This window comes from Paraburkholderia sp. EG304, assembly GCF_046543485.1.
Lineage (GTDB): Bacteria > Pseudomonadota > Gammaproteobacteria > Burkholderiales > Burkholderiaceae > Paraburkholderia > Paraburkholderia youngii.
Genome location: NZ_JBKGUA010000024.1, coordinates 63,385 through 82,715, shown reverse-complemented (window position 1 = coordinate 82,715; position 19,331 = coordinate 63,385). Strand labels below are relative to the sequence as shown.

Sequence of the window (19,331 nt, the reverse complement as noted above, 5' to 3'; positions counted from 1 at the left end):
TGGGTCTACCAAGATCGCCAGCAACTGAAATAAGCAGACAATAAATTGGGTAAAACGGGACTATGGTCGCGGCGCAATCACAGGACAAAGTCGACCAGCATGCGACCGGGAACGAAGTACACTACAGACTAGCTGTAAACGCATCGCTGCACCAATATCTTGTAGGAATCGGCACAAATTGGTGAGGTATTGGCGTATTCCACCACTGCGGCAGTGGATCAGGCAAGTATGTCAGATAGGAACTTTTAATGAAATCGTTTTTGCGATAATGAGACGAATATGCCAATAGTTATCAATTAAATCCGGTGTGTAAATACGTGTCGTCAAATTAGCTGGATAAACCGCGCCCCAATGCTATTCGCATGAGTTTGCGAACGCCTTCATCGCGGCCGACTCTCTCTTCGGCGTTACTGATCAACCTCTGCATCACATCCGCGGGATAGATCTCGTCGAAAAGCTGATCGGATCCAGTACTGGCAAACACGTGATGCAGGAATGACCCCTTCGGTGGACAGACCCGTTTGAACACCCCAAGCTTAACCACACGATTATTCCAAAATTTAAGCGTATATGCATTGGTGCAAAGCGCAGCGCACTCTTCGAAATAGTGGGGCAAAAAGACCTTATAATAGGAATCGGCATGCACCGGATAAAACACTTTTTCAGCCAAGCCGGCCTTTGCACCATAGACCTCCGTCAAAATATGGGAGCCAGTCGCACGCCATTTTATATCCGTGTTCTCCATCGCTTCTACCCGCTGAATTACATCATGCAGCCGTGGATTCCCCGGGTCGAGGCGCAGGAGTGCGTTGCAAAGCAGATCCGGCTCTCCCCGCCCGACCAAGTCGCCCGCAATGTTCAGGTCAAATCGTCTCAGGAGAAGAATATCTGTGTCCGCCCAGATTTCATCCGTTTTGGTAAGCATTATTAACCGGAAATAATCTGTGAAATGCGCCAATGAAGGAACGCCATTAACGGGAAAAGCGCTCAGCGAGTCGGCCGAAAGGATCGACTGGGCGTCCTTTTCGATCACGCCTTTTGGCAAGTTGCTGATGGGTTTATAACTATACACAGCGATTTCGCTGCCATTAGCAATGAACGTATTCAAACAAGCGATTTCATAAGGAGACAATTCCGGACCATTCCAGAACGTTGCAAATTTTGCATCGCTCATAATTCAGCCTCCTCGATTTGCTTCGTTGAGAGCATCGCCGCGTTGCTGCATACCATTGGAGACTCGGCAGTGCCGTACGCGAGAAGGTGGTTGCAACGGACTACACGATACGAGAGTTTATACAGAACTAAATGCGATCCATGGAGCATGTCTCTTTTCGCCCGACTAATGTCGCCAATGGTTGAGTGTGACTAATTAATCATTTATCGAAAATCTGCGCCGTCGACAAGTCGATCCTGACCTTCCTGCCGCTTTTACGACGAGTCTCGATAAGTTGACAATGCCCCCGCGACAGGTTTGCTGCTTCGAAAACGGTCTATGCCCACGGCAGCGAAACGGTATTTGCATCAATCACACGCGTTATCATTCTCAACGGCTTGAGCGCCTTTCCGGAGCCCGATGTATTGGCCACGTTGTGCGCTTGATATGATGAAGCCACGGGAGATACTCTTTCAGCAGCCTCATAAAACTGACGATATCTTTCCGTCGCACCGGATTGCTGCCCTTTACCGCATGAATGAACAACATTGGATTGCCCAGTCGTCCGCTCGCATATGATTTGCCTACATCGCTTCTTTTGCCACGAATGACCTTTATCGGAGTGCCCAGCATCCCGTATTGCGCGAGCGTCTGATTCAATTCAAAATTTGGGCTCGTAGTTGAATCGTCTCCCATGCCGCTCCCAGCCGAGCCGACCGGGCGTGTATGGAACACGGAAAAACGATCAATAATGCCAACCTTTCCAAAAGAAGCGACCCACTTGGGCCACAAGAAATCGAGGCCCCAGCCTGATTTGTTCATCCCGAAGCTGTGTTTTATCGCTTGCAAAGCATTCGAAGATAAACATGGCATCATCAACTCCACGAAATTTGTTTCGCGAAATTCAAACTCGCTGTTTTGCAACGTCGTTTGGTGACCGAAATAGCTTCTCTCGTCGAGAGACGGTTGCGCGAGTGCGAAATTCTCTCGTTCTACATACTCGAAGAAGTCGTTCAGGGTTTGAACATCCGTCAGGATGTCGTCGTCCGGGAGCCAGATGTAACGATATTGCAGAATCAATTGGGCATTTTGCAACATGAAGTCGTTAAGACCTTCCCATTTTGATCCTTTGAATCGATGTATGGCTTTGGCATAGATGTCTGCATAATCTTGGTTCTTCCCGTAGTAACTCAGGATCAAATCAAAGTTTGGGGCCTGTCCGCCGCTGAACCATTGCGGATGCAAGGAACTGTCTCCACACCTCAGAACGACCAGGTACTTGTTCATCTTTCAATTTCCCTATTCATAGAAGCAGATTGCGCGGCACGTAAAGACAGTCACTGGCGAAGAATCGCATTTGACTGACACCAACCGCGCGAAATCATGAAACGACACACTCCGCTCGGCGACGCGCGCCCTTGCTCATTTCCATAGCGTGCGCACTCGCCGATAGATCGCGCGACTGACACGCTTCGACGCTTCAAGCGTCCCCTTGGTGGCCTGCGGCGGGTGTTCTTCGAGCCAGCGCAACCGCGCTTCGATATCGCGTTCACGGTCCGCGTAGAGTGAGATCGGAAAGGGATGGCCGAGCCTCGCGTCGTATAGCGCGCGAGCGGCATCGACGATGTCGCGGTTCTCCTCACGCTGGGTAAAGTACGCGATGTGAACGAACGGCACGCTGCGCGTACAAACGATTCGCAGCTGCTGTCGCGCGCAGTACATATGCATCATGTGCTCGTCGTCCTGCCCACCGTCGTCGATCATGTCCCATAACCGCTTGCGAAAAAGAATGCAGCCGATCGAATAGCGCGATTCTGAGGGCACTTCGCAAGGTTCGAGCGCCCGAGTGGCAGCGATGAAAGCATCAGGTTGCAGCGTGGTCCGTTCATGTAGCCAGCGCGCGATGTGCGGATAGCCCCATATCGTGCCATTGGTGCCGATCTCGATCTGCTCCGCAGGGATGATTCGCATCGGACAGCGACCGTCCCCGGCGGCACCGACGAAATGCGGATGCGCCTGGTTCGTGAAGTACTCGCGTTCCAGACTCATCGCACGCATCACTTCAGGGAAGCCCCAGTTGTTGTTGTTGATGAGCGGGGTGACGTAGGCAAGCCCGTCCCCGCTTTCCTTTTCCGCCGCGTCGTACGTGGCCAGCATCTTGTCGAGCCACCCGCCGGCGATCGGAAACGCGTCGTCGTCCACCTTGCAGATCAGGTCGATTTCGGCGAACGCCGGCTGCGAGAGTAGTTTTTTGATCGTGCGATAAGGTGGACCAGGCGGAATATCGTCGACGACCCGAACGACGCCCGGAAAAAGCCTTGCATAGCGCCGCGCGACGGCAAGCGTGCGTTCCGCGTCATAGCCGCCCCTGCAGTTCTGAAGCAGGATGAACTCGACGCCTGTCGGCCGGTACGCCATGTGACTGGCAAGGGTCAGTTCAAGCGCTGCGTAGTCGCGACAGAGCAGGACCAGAATAGCGACTCGCCTCGACGCCGAGTTAGAACGGGATGCAGTCATGCTACTCCTTCGTAGGACGAGTACATTAGTACAAGCAAAGATCAAGTGTGCAGTCGTATTCCGCAGTGCGTCGCTGGTCTGATTTGCAGTGAGAAGCAGCAGCGATCACCATTGAACAATCGCCGGGGGCATCAATTGGAGCACGACAGACCATGGGTCGATAGTTGCCCCGTCTCCAATGCTGCGCCCAGCCGAACCACCAGCTCAGAACGACCAGGTACTTTTTCATCTCTCAATTTCTCTATGCGTAGAAAGCATGTTTCGGGACACGGAAAGACAGAGTTAGCGGCGAAGTACACGCTCCAAATCTTTCAGGCAATCCAGGCAAGCTCTCGGTTGCCACGAGTCACAGCTTTCTTACTACTGCTCCTTAGACGAGTCCCTCTACTGCTTTGAGCGCCGCACCAACGACCTGGTCCATGTTGTAATAGCGATACTGCGCCAGCCTGCCCACAAAAGTCACATCGGTAACTGTCTCCGCGAGCGCGTTGTAACGCATGAACAATGCCTCGTTTTCCTTGCGCGGAATCGGGTAGTACGGCTCGCCTTCGGCTCGCGGATACTCCTTTACAATCGAAGTCCCCTGATGCTGTTGCCCGGTGAGGTGCTTGAACTCAGTAATCCTCGTATATTCGTGATCGTTCGGATAGTTGATGGTACCCGTCGTCTGAAAACGCTCCACGTCGTTCAGATGCTGGTGTTGAAAGTGGAGGCTGCGGTACGGAAGCTTGCCAAACCGATACCCGAAATACGCGTCGATCGGTCCAGTGTACACAAGGTGTCCACATTCGATATTCGCTTTCACCACGTCATAGTCGGTCGACAGACGCACGTCGATATTTGGACTGTCAAGCATCTTTTCGAACATCGCGGTGTAGCCGTGCGCCGGCATAAATTGAAAAGTATCGGTGAAGTACCGGTCGTCGTCGTTCGAACGCGTTGGTATTCGCGCAGCGACACCCGCAGACAATTCAGACAGATCGAGTCCCCATTGCTTGCGCGTATAGCCACGGAAAAACTTGTCGCACAGATCCGGGCCAACGCTGCTCAGCACCACGTCCTCGCTGGTCGTATTGACCTCTCGCGCTTCACGTACCGACTCAAGGAACGCTATCGTGTCCTGCTCGCTCAGATCGAGGCCATATAGCTTGTTGATCGTCGTGCGATTGATCGGTATCGGATACAGATCCCCGTCTACATAAGCCTTTACGCGATGCTCGTAGAAGCGCCAATCGGTAAAACCCGACAGGTACTCGAATATCCGCTTACTGTTCGTATGAAAGATGTGCGGACCATACGGATGGATCAGCACACCGTTCTCATCCTCGCGGTCATATGCATTGCCGCCAATATGATTTCTCTTGTCTACGACAAGCACACGCTTGCCGCTTGCCGCCAGACGTTCGGCACAGACCGCGCCCGCAAAGCCGGCGCCTACGATAAGGAAGTCATAATTCATCTCTGCGCATCCTCGTATAAAAAGCTGGAATCTTGCATTTGATCAGGTGGAGAGCCATTAAGGCCGTAACCAGAAATTCGGTGGCAAGCACTGACATTGCCGCACCCTGAGCGCCATAAGCCGATGCAAGAGGCACGAGCAGGGCAAGGTTGATCAGGCCGCAGACGACCAGTATCTCGCTGACTCTCTTCTTCATGCCGAGCGGCAGCATCACCTGAACGCCCAGTACATTGTTTAGACAGATGAGCAGCGGCAGGAGGGCCATCCACTTAAGAACGATGACCGCTGGTTCGTACCCAGGGCCCACGGCGATGCGAATGATCAAATCGGCGCCGGCCCAGAGCGCGACCGAAGCCAGCAACATGGCCGAGCCCCCCAGGTAGAGCATCTTGCGCACCAGCCCAAACGCCTTTTCGGAGTCTTCGGAAAAGAGCGCCGTCACGCGCGGGTAAATTGCGTTGGCGAACGGTACGAGCGGCGCCTGGGCGACGTTCCGAATCTTGTCGGCTACGCCAAAGTAGCCAACAGCGACGTCTCCCGCAATAAATCCAAGCAACACGCTATTAGTGGTTGTGTACAGACTGATCGCTGCCGTGGAAATGAACATGTGCCAGCCTTCACGAAGCGCTTCGATGACGTCCGCCATGCTCGGCATCAAGGGGATGATCAGTCGGTTTTTTGCGATCAGGATCGATGCGACGACTCCGGCAGCAATCACGCTCATCGAACTGATGAGCGACGCGATCCACGTGTCGGCCGGCGAGTGCACCAGGAAGAACGTTAGCGGAAGCAGCAACACCCGCGCGCTCAACGTGGAGACCGTAGTAAACGTCATCTGCTCCAGGCCCTGGAAAAGCCACTGTGGAAACAGGACCGTTCCGATAACGACCGGATAGGTAGCCAGCAGAACAGGCAGCAGTTCGCGCAATCTTGCTACGAAGAAAGCCGCTACCAGCAGGATGGCGAGGCAGACCACAGCGATAAGCGCCTTTGCGCCTTGCGTCGCCCAAAAGATCTTCGATACCGCGTGCCGATCTTTTTGGACCCGTGCGACGTGAGCAGTCGCTGACCAGTTAAAACCGTAGTCCGTCAGCAGCACGAGATAACCAACTAAGGCTTGCGCGAAGACGTACGCACCAAAGTGTTCCGGGCGCAGAACACGCAACAGGTAGGGAAATGTTGCAAGCGGCAGCAGCATGTTGGCTGCTTGCAGAACTGACAGCGCAACGATGTTGTGTCGGAGGGGACTCGTCATGAGTTAGCCGTTGTCAATACATCGATGAAGGATCGCTTGGAGACATATCTTTATATCCCCCGGGCGGAGTGCGAGTAAGGTCTCCGCGGAAGCGAATACCTGATCAGGCCGACGCCGGTTGGGCCTTGCTACCGGCTCCCAAACTCTTCGTCCGAGGAAGCCACCGCTACCGGCAGTAAGCCGCACGACTCGTTGACGGTGCGCCACGAATTTCATCAGAGTCGTACAACAGTGACGCATCCGCGCCGGACCAGTGCTGACTTTGGCGCACCTCGAGTACCCAAAATAGATTTCAAATTCCTGGCGAGCTCCGGTATGAAGCAACCAGTTCGCCAGCCTGCTCTTGCGATCGCGCGGCTCATCAGTAAACGCCACCTTTGCTGTCGATGTTTCTGACGAGCTTCCAGGGAATGCGATTCCGTTTGCGCGAGAACCTCCGGCGGCGCTTTCACCGGAGCGATCGGGGCTGCTGTCGTCGCCCTTGTTTCGCGAAAAACCTTGTGGGAGCAAACCGGGCCCACCTGAAATGCCGGTCGTCTGGGTCCACCAGAATCGGCAGGAACTGAAATAAGCAGACAATTGATTAAGGTAGAACGGGTTTGTGCCGTTGCGGCGCAATCACAGGAAAGGCCGACCGGTGCGGCCAGGAAACGAAGTACTCTATGAATTTGTATATGCTTCGCTGCACCAATGTCAGGAACCGGCACAAATTGGTGAGGTATTGGCGCATTCCCCACTTCGATAGTGGACAGGCCAAGTATGCCAGTAGATATCTACAAACCGGTGTGAGAGCGTCGCCGCGGCGATCCTGACGTTCTCACAACAGCCGACGAGTCTGCTTTTCACGCCGCAAACGGTCTGCTCGCCGGTGTCCTGGGCGACGGCTTGGTACGGTCGCAATAGAAGACGTCATGGTGACGGAGAGCTCCGGCCGCTCGTCGCATTGCGCTTGCCAGTCACGACAGACCATGCTCGGCGACCGTTTTTCCACAGCGTGCGCACTCGCCGATAGATCGCGCGACTGACACGCTTCGACGCTTTAAGCGTCCCCTTGGTGGCCTGCGGCGGGTGGTCTTCGAGCCAGCGCAACCGCGCTTCGATATCGCGTTCACGGTCCGCGTAGAGTGAAATCGGGAAGGGATGGCCAAGCCTCCCGTCGTAAAGCGCGCGAGCGGCATCGACGATGTCGCGGTTCTCCTCACGCTGGGTAAAGTACGCGATGTGAACGAACGGCACGCTGCGCGCACAGACGATTCTCAGCCGGTGCCGCTCACAGTAGACATGCATCATGTGCTCGTCATCTTGCCCACCGTCGTCGATCATGTCCCATAACCGCTTGCGAAAAAGAATGCAGCCGATCGAATAGCGCAATGCTGCCGGCACTTCGCAAGGTTCGAGGTCCTGAGTCGCAGCGATGAAAGCATCAGGCTGAAGCGTGGTCCGTTCATGTAGCCAGCGCGCGATGTGCGGATAGCCCCATATCGTGCCATTGGTGCCGATCTCGATCTGCTCCGCAGGGATGATTCGCAGCGGAAAGCGCTTGTCCCCGTCGGCCCCGACGAAATGCGGATGCGCCTGGCTCGTAAAGTACTCGCGCTCCAGGTTCATCACGCGCATCACCTCAGGGAAGCCCCAGTTGTTGTTGTTGATGAGGGGAGTGACGTACGCAAGCTCGTTGCCGCTTTCCTTTTCCGCCGCGTCGTACGTGGCCAGCATCTTGTCGAGCCACCCGCCGGCGATCGGAAACGCGTCGTCGTCCACCTTGCAGATCAGGTCGATTTCGGCGAATGCCGGCTGCGAGAGTAGTTTCTTGATCGTGCGATAAGGTGGACCAGGCGGAATGTCGTCGACGACCCGAACGACGCCCGGAAAAAGCCTTGCGTAGCGCCGCGCGACGGCAAGCGTGCGTTCCGCGTCATAGCCGCCCCGACAGTTCTGAAGCAGGATGAACTCGACGCCTGTCGGCCGGTACGCCATGTGACTGGCGAGGGTTAGTTCGAGCGCTGCGTAGTCGCGACAGAGCAGGACCAGAATAGCGACTCGCCTCGATGCCGAGTTAGAACGGGATGCAGTCATGCTACTCCTTCGTAGGTGCCGACGAGCACATTGTCTAAGGAACATACATGCGAGTATCGGGACACACTGAATTCGGCGTCGTCTACATCACGAATTTACGAACACCAAGAGTGCCGATGCTAATAACCGCGCCTCAGGGTGCAGCACCGATCGCGGCTACTAAAGAGACAAGACGGGGACACGCCGGTTCATCATAGTACAAGCAACGATGAAATGAAGTCGCATTCCATAGCGCGTCGCCCCACTTCTCGGCGGCGAACGGTTACTTTAAGTATTGAGGCAAACAACTGCCGACCGGCCACGATCTTGCGCACACAGCGCGCAAAGCGCTCTGTTCGAGCGCCAACGCCTGTAGCGCATCAGGCTCGATCGGCAATTCCGCGACAGGGATGGCGGTGGGCGGCATGGCCATCATGATGCCCAACTCGCGCTACGTTTAGAAGCCCGGGGAGCCTTGTATTTGCGTGCGAGAGCAACGTCGACTCGCGCGCGTCACCGCGACGGCGCGATGCGGCGCGCGCGCCGGGAACGCCTCGACGTCATCGAATTGCGACGGGTCAGCAGGACGCGCGCAGCGGCGCGATACTGCGAATCACTGCGCGCAATCAGAGCAGAGTGGCTATGCTTGCGAAAAAGTTACGTTTCGCTAACGGGTTTAGCAGTCAGAGGCCATAGGCATGAACCACGTGGTCGCCACCAGCGACGAAGACTTGCCCGTTCACGACCATCGGCGACGCGAAGTTGCCCTCGCCGTTTTGAGCTGGCGTGTATTTGTCGTGGAAGAGTATGGTCCCGTCCGCGGCATCCAATGCATAAAAGTCGTTGCCCAAACCGTCTGCGTAATACACCACACCATTTGCGGCGACGGGCGGGATAGCCGGGTTGAACGCGACTTGGTTCAAGCCGACTTGCGCCGTCCACACGGGTTTGGGGTTCACAGTACAGTTGCTGTCGATCGACAGTGCAATCACCCCGTGTTGGTATAAGTTGTTGCTCCCCGAACCGCCAGGGGACACGACGTAAAGCCGATTCAGCACCGGGTCGAATGCAGGAAGGCCTATGTTGCTGCCGTCGGCTGAAGTTTGGGAAATCGTCAACTTTTCAATGGGGCCCTGCTGCTGAATAGTGGCTCGGTTATAAATGAACAGGTTGCCGGACTTGTTGTAGGCCGCGAGCATCGTCGGGCAGGTGGGACGCTGAAAGAGCAATGCTGTAGCGCCGAAGTCGACGTCCGTGAGGGGCGGAGAAAGCGGCGAGTTCGACGCCGCTACCGCCAGGGTCGGCGTGAGCTTCACGACGTGCTCCGCGAACGCGGCATTTTCCGGCTGGGCGAATGCGTTGCCCGTGAGTGCATAGACGACCGTCCCATCCGGCGGAATCGATACGCCGCCCATACCCCATACACCGCCCCCATCTGGCCCGGTTGCGCCGGTTGGATACCAGCGTTGCAGAATCGCAGCTGGGTTGGTGGTGGACGCGCGGACGACCTGTCCATGGTACGGCTCCGTATCGCAGGGGTCACCGGCTGTCGCCACGTATATCGACGAACCATCGGGACTGAGCGTCAAGCCGCCATAGACCATCGTTATTGGAGTAGCGTTGTTTGGGTCGAGAAGTAGCAGGTTGAAGCCCGGGAGATCCACGCCGGTCTGCAGGTTGTACGCATGCAGGTAGCCTCGCCCGCTCACAACGAAAATCCGGTTGTTGGCATGGTCGATGACGGGCGTGCCCTGCACCCCGATCTTGCCTTGGAACAGCCCCTGGCAGGCCGACGTCAAGATAGCTTGAGGGATTTGGGCGCTTTTCCAAATGATATTCCCTGTCGCGGCATTCAGTGCATATGTACTGTTCCCCTCTGTCGCAACATAGACGATATCGGTTGGCACCCCGTTGATCATCACCCCAGCAGCCAGTACCGGCTGAGTCAGGATGGCACCGTCCAGGACTTTTGAGTCCCAGTGCTTTACCATCGTCCTCACGTTGGTCTGGGTGAGCACCGTCTCGACTGAGTTATACCCAGTCCGCTGCCTGTTCATACCATACGTCGGCCAGTCGGTCGTCGTAAAGGTTGGCGCGGCGACGGCCCCTGGTGTCCGGCTCAATGTAGCGGCAGTCGCTGCTTCGGGAGCCTGGTACGGCGTATCCACCGCCGGCCCGCGATCGTCGCGGAAATTATTCGGATTGATCTTGTCTCCGCCGTTCTGTTTGTCTACGTCCGATCCGTCGAGGGCGGCGGCTGGCGGCACTTTCGGTCCGACGCCATGCGGGTGCGGGCCATGAGGGAATGGGTTCAGTGCGTTTGACGACGCCTGAGCGGCTACTGCAAGACCCGGGGCAGATGCCGCAGCCGGTGCCGCGTTCGAACTTTGCGCTTGTGCGCCCGAGCCCGCCGCGCAGGCGAGGATCAAAGCTGCAACGAGCCGAGAAGCGTCGATAACGTTGTGTGCGCTTTTCATGTAGCCACCTCTTGCAAATATTGCTGTTAGCAATGGGTAGACGGCGCACCGCGACTTCTCGCCTCGACCTACTAATTGATACGCGCTTTGCTAACGTGAGGTCAATCGTACGCCATCTAAAACCAACCGCAAGAGATGGCCGCGATGGACTACCGTCTGGCGGACGGGGAATTGTCCCTATTGAGTGATTCAAGGCTCACACACCGTTCGGCTGCTTCATCCGAATGGCCGCGCGCGCAGTTCGGCGAGCGTACTGTCCGGAAAGCGCGACTCGGCGGACATCTTGCCGAGCTGCATCGCGCGCGGATAGAACGAGCCGGGGAAGTGCGCGGTCTGGAACGGGACTCGACGCCGGCGCGCACCTGCCCGCACGGATGCTCGCCGACCGTCTGCGCGTCTCACGTTCCCCCGTGAACGAAGCGCTCGCGTAGCTACACGACAAAGGCATCTTGACGCGGGAAAAGAATCGCGGCTTCTTCGTCGCGAAGCCGCTCTCCGAATCTCTTGCGGACGTAGTCGACGAACTGCATCTTGCCGAGGCCGGCGTCGTCACGCGTGCTTATTTCCAGATCGCCGACGACCGCCTGAAAAGCGAACTGCCCGATGAATTCTCCGAGCAGCTGATCCGCACCCGCTACGGACTGACGAGCGCGCAACTGACCGCTGTGCTCGGCCGCATCGCGCGGGAAAGATGGGCTGAACGCAAACCGGGTTATGGCTGGCAGTTCTCGCCAAGGTTGACCACGCGCGACGGCCTGCTAAAGTCGTACCGGCTGCGGCTCGCGCTCGAACCGGCGGCATCGCTGGAGCCCGGCTGCCGGCTCGAGCGCAAGGTGCTGGAGCGGTGTCGTGAGGTCGAGATGCATCTGCTCGCGGGCGGCATCGAAACGGATACCGCCGACCAGTTGCACGATCGCGGCGTGCGCTTTCACGAGTCGCTCGCCGAGGCTTCGGCCAACAGCTTTTTCATCAACACGATCCGGCGGGTGAACCGCCTGCGCCGCTTGCTGTCGTATCGCTCGATGCAGCATCGCGAGCGCTATGTCGAACACGCGAAGCACCATTTGCATCTGCTCGAACTGTCGGAGCGGGAGCGCAACGAAGAAGCGTCGGAAGCGATGCGCGAGCATCTGCTGCAGACGCTCGACGCGCTGTCCCGCAGCAGCGAAATCCTTGAACCCTGAGACCGCCCTTCGCCCTGAACGCGGTCGCCACGAGAACCTCTATGACTATCGATCCCACCGTCGTCGCCGCCTTCTCGCCCACGGGCAAGCTGCGCGCGTCGATCAATCTCGGCAATCCGATCCTCGCCAATCGCGATGCCCAGTCCGGCGAGCCGTTCGGCGTTTCGATCGATCTCGCGCGCGCGTTCGCCGCGAAACTTGGCGTCGAACTGGAACTGGTGGTGTTCGATACGGCCGCCAAATCGGTGCAGGCCGTCAGCGAGGAACGCGCGGATTTCGGCTTCTTCGCGATCGATCCATCGCGCGGCGCAACGATTGAATTCACGGCGCCGTATGTACTGATCGAAGGCTTCTATCTGGTGCGCGACGACTCGCCGGTGCGGTCGAATCAGGATGTGGATCAGGCGCACAACCGGGTCGTCGTCGGCAAAGGCAGTGCGTACGATCTGTTCCTCACGCGCGAGTTGAAAGCCGCGCAGATCGTGCGCGCGCCGAGCTCGCCGAGTGTCGTGCCGACATTTATCGAGCAGCAACTGGAAGTGGCGGCAGGCGTGAAGCAGCAACTCGAAGCCGATGCGAAGCAAACGGCCGGGCTGCGGCTGCTCGACGAGCGCTTCATGGTGATCCGGCAGGCAATGGGTGTTCCGAAGAGCCGCGGCGAAGCGGCGGCTCAGGCGCTGCGGTCGTTTGTCGAGGAGGTGAAGGCGTCGGGCTTCGTGGCGGAATCGCTCGCGCGGCATGGAATCGCCGGGGCGTTCGTGGCGCCTGCCGCGTAGCGGTCGGTTCCGAGCCGACACCGCGTGGGGAGCGGGACGGGCGCCGCCCCGCCACGAACCACCCCGACTAACCTCTCAAACGAGCGTAGTCTGCACATCCACGTTACCGCGCAACGCCTTCGAATACGGGCAGGTCTGATGCGCGCGCTCGATCAACGCGCGCGCCACGTCACGCTCGACACCGGGAATACTGACGAACAGACGCGCCTGAAGGAAATAGGCGCCATCGGTGGTGCCGAGATCGATTTCCGCATCGACGCTCGTATCGGCAGGCAACGAAAGGTGCAGCGCGCGCGCCGCCAAACCGAGCGCGCCGATGTAACACGCCGACCAGCCGGCGGCCAGCAACTGCTCGGGGTTCGTTCCAACGCCCGCGGTGCCGGGCGACGACAGCTTGATGTCGAGGCGACCGTCCGAGCTGCGCGCGGCGCCTTCGCGGCCGCCGGTCGTGTGGGTTTTACCGGTGTACAGCACGTTTTCGATGCGGGTCATGGTCGCTTACTCCTGTTGATCCAGTATTGTTGAGATCTGCAAATCCAGGCTCGAACTTGCGTTGGACGTATTTGAACGCGCCGACGTATCGCGCGTGTGTCTGGATCAGCGGGTTTGGTATGCGCACGTATCCGTGGTCCGCGCAGATACATTGCGATACAAGGGGCGGCGCGCGGCAACTAGCGCGCGCCATCGCGCCCGTCGCTTCATTCAGCGACGCCGGTCGAAATACCGCCGCAACAGATAGTTGGCGGTCGAGCCATGCAAAAGCACCGACAACACGATCGCATCGAGCACCGCGGGCAGCAGCGGCGTCATCGCGCCGCGCGCGTATTCAAGGCCGAACATCAGGTAGTAAAACGCGCCGACTCCGCGGATGCCCATCCATGCCATCAGATACCGCTGGCTGCTGTCGATGCGCGCACCGATCATCGCGACGACGACGGACAGCGGTCGCGCGACGAAAAACAGAAACACCGCGGGCAACACGGCGCGCACGTCGAGCATCTCGCGCCAATGCGCGGACACGACGCAGCCGATGATCAGCATGAGCGACAACTCCGCGAGCCGCTCCATTTCGCGCGTGAAGCCCATCATCGATTCGGCGAGGATCGCATGCGCCTTTTCCGGATCTTTCGCGACATCGGCCTGTTCGCCGTGCTGCACCTCGTCGAGCACTTCGGACGGATTCTTGTCGCCGGTCGAGCGCAATTCCTCGTGACGCACGGCGACGCCCGCCACGAATACCGCGACGAACGCATACGCGTGCACCAGCAGCGCCGCGCCGTATGACGTCGCCATCAGCCCTAGCGCGAGAAAGCCGTCGAGACCGATCGCTTCGCCGTAGCGGGTGCGCAGAAAGAAGATCGCGCGCGCGAACACGATCGCGAATACGCAGCCGACCACGAGCGCGCTGACGATCCCCCACAGCACCGAGCCGGCGAAATGCACGCCGCTGCCGGAGCCGAACAGGCTCGCGCCGGCAAGCGTCAGACCCAGCACCGCAAACGGATAGGCGGCGCCGTCGTTGAGGCCGCCCTCACCCGACAAAGCGAAGCGCACGGGTTCGTCGTCGCCGGCCTGCGTCACGCGCAGTTCGTTGGCGAGCACCGGGTCGGTCGGTGCGAGCGCTGCCGCGAGGAACAACGCCGCGCCGTCCGCGCGTCCGGTCAGCAAAGCGGTAAAGCCGAACATCAAGGCAACGGTGACGATCATCGCGGGCCCGCCGAGCCGCAGCGGCAACCACCACAACGGATTGCGCAGCCGCACGCGCAGATGCATGCCGATCGAGAACAGCGACACGACGAGCCCGACTTCGGCGAGCGTCGCGAGCAGCACGGTATTGCGGAGTAAATCGACACCGACGAGCCCGAACACGGCCGGCCCGACCGCCGCGCCGACCAGCAGATAGATCATCGCGCCGGTCAGCGGCAAGCGGCGGATCGGCCCGCGCGCAACCGCCATGAACGTGAGCAGTGCGCCGATCAGCAGGAACCAGACCGGTTCGTCTCTCATGGCGGAATCGCGAGCACGGGCGGCGACGGCGGCAGCCGGGCCGCGTCGCCGCTAGCGCGCGCTGCTGGCACCGTGGGGCGCGCTCGCGCCCTGCTGACTGCGCTGGCCGTGCTGAGCCGCCGCCTGGCTCGCGCGCCCCGCCTGCTTGCGGTTCGTCTGGTCGCGGCTCAACTCGCCGGGTGGCGTGCCCGACTGGGCTGCCGCGCCCGCCCCGCCTTCGGTGCCCGCGTCTTTGCCGGCCTGCGCGAATAGCAACGCTCGCGCGGCGACGGCCGGCTGAGTCCCGGCCCACTCGACCGCTTGCGCGCAGACGAAGTCACTCGCAACGCTGAACATCGCGGCGACGGCAAAGCGCTGTATGACCTTCTTCATGAGCGGCTCCCCCGGTTCGGACAGGCTGGATATGCACTGTCCGTTGCGTTGCAAGCCGCGTTCCTCGCTCACACACCGAATGGAAACGTCTCCGACGCGTGGCATTTTTCATCGGCGGAAACGGGCAGCGCGGTCACCGCGCTGGTGCGATCGAACCACACGAACGCATCGAACTGCTCGGCCAGCGACGCTTCCGCGTAGTGGCTATACCGCTCGGTCTCCGGACGATAAATGACGCCGATGAAGCGCTCCAGCAGCGGCGCGCGCAGCCGTTCGCACAGCGCGTCGTGCACGCCGGGCCGCAGGTCGAGCAGAAAGCGCGCGAGGCCCATGGCGTGCATGCTGTATTCGACGCTGCCATCGAGCGATGGCCGCACGTTCTTCACTTCCATCGGCCCTCCCCAGTCGCTGGCCGCGGCGACCGTGCCGCTGTGCGTGCCGAAGCCGATCAGCGCCGCCGCGTCGCCGAACTGCGCGCGGCACAGCTGGCCCAGATTGATCTCGTCCTGCACGCGGCCCATCTGCGTGGCGCTCGCGTCGCCGATATGCGAGTTGTGCGCCCACACGACCACACGCGCCTGCGGGCCGCGACTGTCGAGCGCATGCCGCAGCGTGTCGAACATATGCGTGTCGCGCAGATTCCAGCTTTGCGGTCCGCCGTAATACATCGCGCGATAGTAGTGTTCGGCGACCGCCACGAGCCGCGCGTTCTGCGCCGCGTCGAGGAAGCGTTCGCCGTCTTCCCGTGCATAGTCGAGCCGGCTTTTCAGCAGATCGCCGAGCTGGGCGATCACGTGCTCTTCGCACTGCGCGTAGCCGCCGCTCAGCGCGGCGCGCCCATAGACGGCGGGATCTTTCTGCCACGGACTGAGGCACCCATAACGCTCGCGCGCGATGCGCGCCGCGGCCGGGTCGACGCTGTCCAGATAGCGCAGCACCGCGTCGATCGATTCCGACAGGCTGTAAATATCCAGCCCGTAAAAGCGCGTCTCGCTGTCGCGATGCAGGGCATTGTGCGAGCGCAGCCACGCGACGAAGCTCATGAAATCGGTGTTGCGCCACATCCAGGTCGGAAAGCGGCGAAACGGTCGAGACCGTTCGCCGGGCATCGGCCTGTCGCGCACATGCCGGTCGATGATCGCGGCATCGGGCCAGTCGGCCTCGACCGCGATCATCGAAAAGCCGTGCCGCTCGACGAGGTGTCGCGTGATCGCCGCCCGCGCGCGATAGAACTCCGACGTGCCGTGACTGGCCTCGCCGAGCAGCACGACGCGTCGCCCGGCGAAGCGGTCGAAAAACGCCGCGAATTCCGCGGAATCGATGTCGGGTAACGGTTCGGCCGCGTCGCGAAGCGCGAGTTCGAGCGCGGCCGGCTTAGGCGCGGCCGGCTTAGGCGCGGCCGGCTTAGGCGCGGCCGGCTTAGGCGCGACCGGCTGAGGTGCGGCCGGCTTAGGCGTGGCCCGCTCAGGCGCGACCGGCTCAGGTTCGAGCGGCGTAGGCGTGGGCCGCGAATCCGCATGCGCCACGCCGCCTGGCGCCGGCCAGCCGTCGTCGCCGACGAGCGGCACGAAGCGCACGTCCGCGAACGCATGTTCGTCGTAATCGTGTTCGTCACGCCGCACGATCTTGACGAGCCGCTGACGGCTCGGACTGCTGCCGACCGGCATCACGAGCCGTCCGCCGACCGCGAGCTGCACGCGCAGCGCCTGCGGCACACGCGGCCCGCCTGCCGCCGCGATGATCGCGTTATACGGCGCATGCGCGGCAAGACCCGCGGTGCCGTCGCCGACATGCACTTCGACGTTCTCGTAGCCGAGCCGCTGCAAGCGCTCGCGCGCGCGCTCGGCGAGGCTCGCGTCGCGCTCGATGGAATCCACCCGGCCCGCGATCTCCGCGGCGATCGCGGCCGCATAGCCGGAGCCCGTACCGATGTCGAGCACACGGTCGCCGGGCTGCAATTCGGCGGCCGCAAGCATCTTCGCGACGATGTACGGCTGCGAGATCGACTGTTCGCCGCCGATCGGCAGCGGCGTATCGTCATACGCGAATTCGCGCAGATCGGACGGCACGAACGCTTCGCGTGGCACGCGCCGCATCGCCTCGATCACGAAGTCGTCGCGCACGCCGCGTTGCACGATTTGCCGCTCGACCATCCATGCGCGCGCTTCGTCGAAATCGCCCATCGCCGCCTCCTCGCGAATGCGCAGCGCTGCGCGCCCCCCCGCATCGCGGCGGGGCCACGCGCGGGTCCGCTGCTCTTCCACGCTTCAGCAATGAGCATACCGCCGGCTTGAACCGATGGCGATGCGCGAAACGTGAAGCGCGCGCGGACCGATCCTTGCTGAGCTTTTGCACCAACGAAACGCCGGTCCGAATCCGTCGCACAACAAAGGCTCAAATTATGAACATTCCCATGCAAGTCGTGTCTTTCCTCAGCTCGCGAGGTCTGAAGCTCGCCACCGCCGAATCCTGCACCGGCGGCCAGATCGCGTCTTATCTAGCCAGCGTGCCGGGTAGCGGCGCGTGTCTCGACGTCGGCTTCGTCAGCTACTCGCCATCAGGCAAAGCAGGCTTTCTCGGCGTGCGGGAAAGCACGATGAAGCAATACGGGCTCACCAGCGAAGCGGTCGCGCGCGAAATGGCCGAAGGTGCGCTAAGTCAGGAAGGCTGCTGCGCCGACATCGCGGTATCGAACACGGGGCTTGCCGATGGCGGCGCACATGGCAGCTCCGCTGACGGCCCGCCACCAGGCACGCAATGCTTCGCATGGTCGTTCCGACGGCCCGGCGATCGGTTCGTCACGTTCGCCGAGACGCGGCGCTTTTCGGGCGACCGCAACGACGTGCGTTCGTCCGCCGCGCTGTATGCGTTGTCGCGCGTCGAGCATTACTTCGATCAACTTCCGCGCATCGAGCGGGACCACTGAAGAGAGACCGAACGATGAATCTGCACCCTTCCTTCGACACCGACGCGTGGCAGCAGGCAGTGATCGACGAACTCGGCGTCGAGCGCGATTTCGACGTGGCCCGCGAGCGCGAGCGGCGTGTTGCGTTCCTGAGTGACTACCTGGCGTCGCAAGGCTTGCACACCTATGTGCTTGGCATCAGCGGCGGCGTCGATTCGTCGACTGCCGGACGCCTCGCGCAGCTTGCCGTCGAACGTCTGCGTGCCACCGGCTATGAAGCGCATTTCGTCGCGGTGCGTCTACCGTACGGCAGCCAACGCGACGAAGAAGACGCCGCGGCCGCCCTCGCGTTCATCCGCCCCGACGAAACGCTGACGGTCAACATCAAGGAGCCCGCCGACGCGATGCTGTCTTCGCTCAAGCGCGGCAACGTGCAGTACGTCGACGACTTTCATGAAGACTTCGTGCTCGGCAACATCAAGGCGCGGCAACGTATGGTCGCGCAATACGCGATTGCGGGCGCGCGGGTCGGCGTGGTGATCGGCACCGACCACGCGGCCGAATCGCTGATGGGCTTCTTCACGAAGTTCGGCGACGGCGGCGCCGATATCCTGCCGCTGGCGGGTCTGACGAAGCGCCGCGTGCGCGCACTCGCGCATGCGCTCGGCGCATCGGAGCGGCTCGTCGACAAGGTGCCGACCGCGGACCTCGAATCGCTGACGCCGCAGAAACCGGACGAGGACAGCTACGGCATCAGCTACCAGGACATCGACGACTTCCTCGAAGGCAAGCCGGTCAGCGACGAAGTATTGACGACGATTCGCCGCTTTTACATGGCGACGCGCCACAAACGCGCGCTGCCGGTGGCGCCGGCGCGATCGTCGGCGTAGAGCGCGGCGCCCGCTTATCCGGCGCGCGGGCGTTTGGCGCGCTTCGGCGCTTCGATGTCCTCGCCCGGCGTTTCCTGCAGTTGCTCTTCGGGCGCGATGCGCGAGCCCCGATCGCGATCGGCGGACTGATCGGTCGGCTCCTGCGGCGCGCCAGCGCCTTCCGCCTCGATCTGCCGGCGCGCTTCCTCCCAATGGTCGTCGGCCCGCCCTTCCGGCGACGGATCGTTTTCCCAGATCTGGTACGCCCGCGTGCGGATGCGGGCTTCGAGTTCCTTGTCCAT

Annotated in this window: 16 protein-coding genes and 1 pseudogene; 4 read left to right on the top strand and 13 right to left on the bottom strand. The window is 60.5% G+C overall.

Annotation, left to right across the window (positions count from 1 at the left end; all coding sequences use genetic code 11):
- Positions 1–328: 328 nt before the first annotated feature.
- The 8 genes from ACLFKU_RS25860 to ACLFKU_RS25825 form a co-directional block, all read right to left on the bottom strand.
- Entirely contained in the window at positions 329–1,174 is an 846-nt protein-coding gene (locus ACLFKU_RS25860) for a hypothetical protein (RefSeq protein ID WP_410850966.1), read from the bottom strand.
- 369 nt (positions 1,175–1,543) lie between these two features.
- Positions 1,544–2,440 carry a DUF707 domain-containing protein gene (locus ACLFKU_RS25855; RefSeq protein ID WP_410850965.1) on the bottom strand — a complete coding sequence of 299 codons (897 nt, stop codon included), beginning with the start codon at positions 2,438–2,440 and terminating at the stop codon, positions 1,544–1,546.
- Between the two features lie 135 nt (positions 2,441–2,575).
- Positions 2,576–3,670, bottom strand: coding sequence for a hypothetical protein (locus ACLFKU_RS25850; protein ID WP_410850964.1), 1,095 nt, complete (start codon positions 3,668–3,670; stop codon positions 2,576–2,578).
- 370 nt (positions 3,671–4,040) lie between these two features.
- The gene (gene glf, locus ACLFKU_RS25845; RefSeq protein WP_410850963.1) at positions 4,041–5,129 is read right to left on the bottom strand and encodes a UDP-galactopyranose mutase; all 1,089 of its coding nucleotides are present in this window, start codon (positions 5,127–5,129) and stop codon (positions 4,041–4,043) included.
- Positions 5,119–6,384, bottom strand: a complete 1,266-nt coding sequence (locus tag ACLFKU_RS25840) for a flippase (RefSeq protein WP_368584211.1) — start codon at positions 6,382–6,384, stop codon at positions 5,119–5,121. The genes glf and ACLFKU_RS25840 overlap by 11 nt, the downstream gene beginning before the upstream one ends.
- A 909-nt stretch (positions 6,385–7,293) precedes the next feature.
- Complete coding sequence (locus ACLFKU_RS25835) at positions 7,294–8,145, bottom strand: hypothetical protein (protein ID WP_410850962.1); 852 nt, start codon at positions 8,143–8,145, stop codon at positions 7,294–7,296.
- Positions 8,146–9,122: 977 nt separating this feature from the next.
- Entirely contained in the window at positions 9,123–10,916 is a 1,794-nt protein-coding gene (locus ACLFKU_RS25830) for a PQQ-binding-like beta-propeller repeat protein (protein ID WP_410850961.1), read from the bottom strand.
- Positions 10,917–11,132: 216 nt separating this feature from the next.
- Entirely contained in the window at positions 11,133–11,288 is a 156-nt protein-coding gene (locus tag ACLFKU_RS25825) for a hypothetical protein (RefSeq protein WP_368584299.1), read from the bottom strand.
- Here ACLFKU_RS25825 and ACLFKU_RS25820 point away from each other — a divergent pair.
- Positions 11,258–12,100 (top strand): annotated as a pseudogene (locus ACLFKU_RS25820) (GntR family transcriptional regulator); the annotation flags it as partial. The gene ACLFKU_RS25825 and the pseudogene ACLFKU_RS25820 sit on opposite strands and share 31 nt — an antisense overlap.
- A 41-nt stretch (positions 12,101–12,141) precedes the next feature.
- The gene (locus ACLFKU_RS25815; protein WP_410850960.1) at positions 12,142–12,876 is read left to right on the top strand and encodes an ABC transporter substrate-binding protein; all 735 of its coding nucleotides are present in this window, start codon (positions 12,142–12,144) and stop codon (positions 12,874–12,876) included.
- Between the two features lie 75 nt (positions 12,877–12,951).
- Here ACLFKU_RS25815 and ACLFKU_RS25810 read toward each other — a convergent pair whose 3' ends face one another.
- The 4 genes from ACLFKU_RS25810 to ACLFKU_RS25795 form a co-directional block, all read right to left on the bottom strand.
- Positions 12,952–13,368 carry an organic hydroperoxide resistance protein gene (locus ACLFKU_RS25810; RefSeq protein WP_368584214.1) on the bottom strand — a complete coding sequence of 139 codons (417 nt, stop codon included), beginning with the start codon at positions 13,366–13,368 and terminating at the stop codon, positions 12,952–12,954.
- 210 nt (positions 13,369–13,578) lie between these two features.
- Entirely contained in the window at positions 13,579–14,883 is a 1,305-nt protein-coding gene (locus tag ACLFKU_RS25805; protein ID WP_410850959.1) for a cation:proton antiporter, read from the bottom strand.
- Between the two features lie 51 nt (positions 14,884–14,934).
- On the bottom strand, positions 14,935–15,255 hold the full coding sequence (locus ACLFKU_RS25800; RefSeq protein WP_410850958.1) for a hypothetical protein: 321 nt from the start codon (positions 15,253–15,255) through the stop codon (positions 14,935–14,937).
- A 68-nt stretch (positions 15,256–15,323) separates the two neighbouring features.
- On the bottom strand, positions 15,324–17,438 hold the full coding sequence (locus tag ACLFKU_RS25795) for a protein-L-isoaspartate(D-aspartate) O-methyltransferase (protein ID WP_410850957.1): 2,115 nt from the start codon (positions 17,436–17,438) through the stop codon (positions 15,324–15,326).
- A gap of 218 nt (positions 17,439–17,656) precedes the next feature.
- Between ACLFKU_RS25795 and ACLFKU_RS25790 the strand changes: the two genes are divergently transcribed.
- Positions 17,657–18,181 carry a CinA family protein gene (locus ACLFKU_RS25790; RefSeq protein ID WP_368584218.1) on the top strand — a complete coding sequence of 175 codons (525 nt, stop codon included), beginning with the start codon at positions 17,657–17,659 and terminating at the stop codon, positions 18,179–18,181.
- A 14-nt stretch (positions 18,182–18,195) separates the two neighbouring features.
- Entirely contained in the window at positions 18,196–19,050 is an 855-nt protein-coding gene (nadE, locus tag ACLFKU_RS25785; protein ID WP_410850956.1) for an ammonia-dependent NAD(+) synthetase, read from the top strand.
- Between the two features lie 14 nt (positions 19,051–19,064).
- Here nadE and ACLFKU_RS25780 read toward each other — a convergent pair whose 3' ends face one another.
- Positions 19,065–19,331 (bottom strand): DUF2934 domain-containing protein, encoded by a 267-nt coding sequence (locus ACLFKU_RS25780; protein WP_368584220.1) that lies wholly within the window; start codon positions 19,329–19,331, stop codon positions 19,065–19,067.

Excerpts from the sequence above, each read along its gene's own strand:
- ACLFKU_RS25860 (WP_410850966.1), bottom strand. The coding sequence starts at position 1,174 with ATGAGCGATGCAAAATTTGCAACGTTCTGGAATGGTCCGGAATTGTCT.
- ACLFKU_RS25855 (WP_410850965.1), bottom strand. The coding sequence starts at position 2,440 with ATGAACAAGTACCTGGTCGTTCTGAGGTGTGGAGACAGTTCCTTGCAT.
- ACLFKU_RS25850 (WP_410850964.1), bottom strand. The coding sequence starts at position 3,670 with ATGACTGCATCCCGTTCTAACTCGGCGTCGAGGCGAGTCGCTATTCTG.
- glf (WP_410850963.1), bottom strand. The coding sequence starts at position 5,129 with ATGAATTATGACTTCCTTATCGTAGGCGCCGGCTTTGCGGGCGCGGTC.
- ACLFKU_RS25840 (WP_368584211.1), bottom strand. The coding sequence starts at position 6,384 with ATGACGAGTCCCCTCCGACACAACATCGTTGCGCTGTCAGTTCTGCAA.
- ACLFKU_RS25830 (WP_410850961.1), bottom strand. The coding sequence starts at position 10,916 with ATGAAAAGCGCACACAACGTTATCGACGCTTCTCGGCTCGTTGCAGCT.
- ACLFKU_RS25815 (WP_410850960.1), top strand. The coding sequence starts at position 12,142 with ATGACTATCGATCCCACCGTCGTCGCCGCCTTCTCGCCCACGGGCAAG.
- ACLFKU_RS25810 (WP_368584214.1), bottom strand. The coding sequence starts at position 13,368 with ATGACCCGCATCGAAAACGTGCTGTACACCGGTAAAACCCACACGACC.
- ACLFKU_RS25805 (WP_410850959.1), bottom strand. The coding sequence starts at position 14,883 with ATGAGAGACGAACCGGTCTGGTTCCTGCTGATCGGCGCACTGCTCACG.
- ACLFKU_RS25800 (WP_410850958.1), bottom strand. The coding sequence starts at position 15,255 with ATGAAGAAGGTCATACAGCGCTTTGCCGTCGCCGCGATGTTCAGCGTT.
- ACLFKU_RS25795 (WP_410850957.1), bottom strand. The coding sequence starts at position 17,438 with ATGGGCGATTTCGACGAAGCGCGCGCATGGATGGTCGAGCGGCAAATC.
- ACLFKU_RS25790 (WP_368584218.1), top strand. The coding sequence starts at position 17,657 with ATGAACATTCCCATGCAAGTCGTGTCTTTCCTCAGCTCGCGAGGTCTG.
- nadE (WP_410850956.1), top strand. The coding sequence starts at position 18,196 with ATGAATCTGCACCCTTCCTTCGACACCGACGCGTGGCAGCAGGCAGTG.
- ACLFKU_RS25780 (WP_368584220.1), bottom strand. The coding sequence starts at position 19,331 with ATGGACAAGGAACTCGAAGCCCGCATCCGCACGCGGGCGTACCAGATC.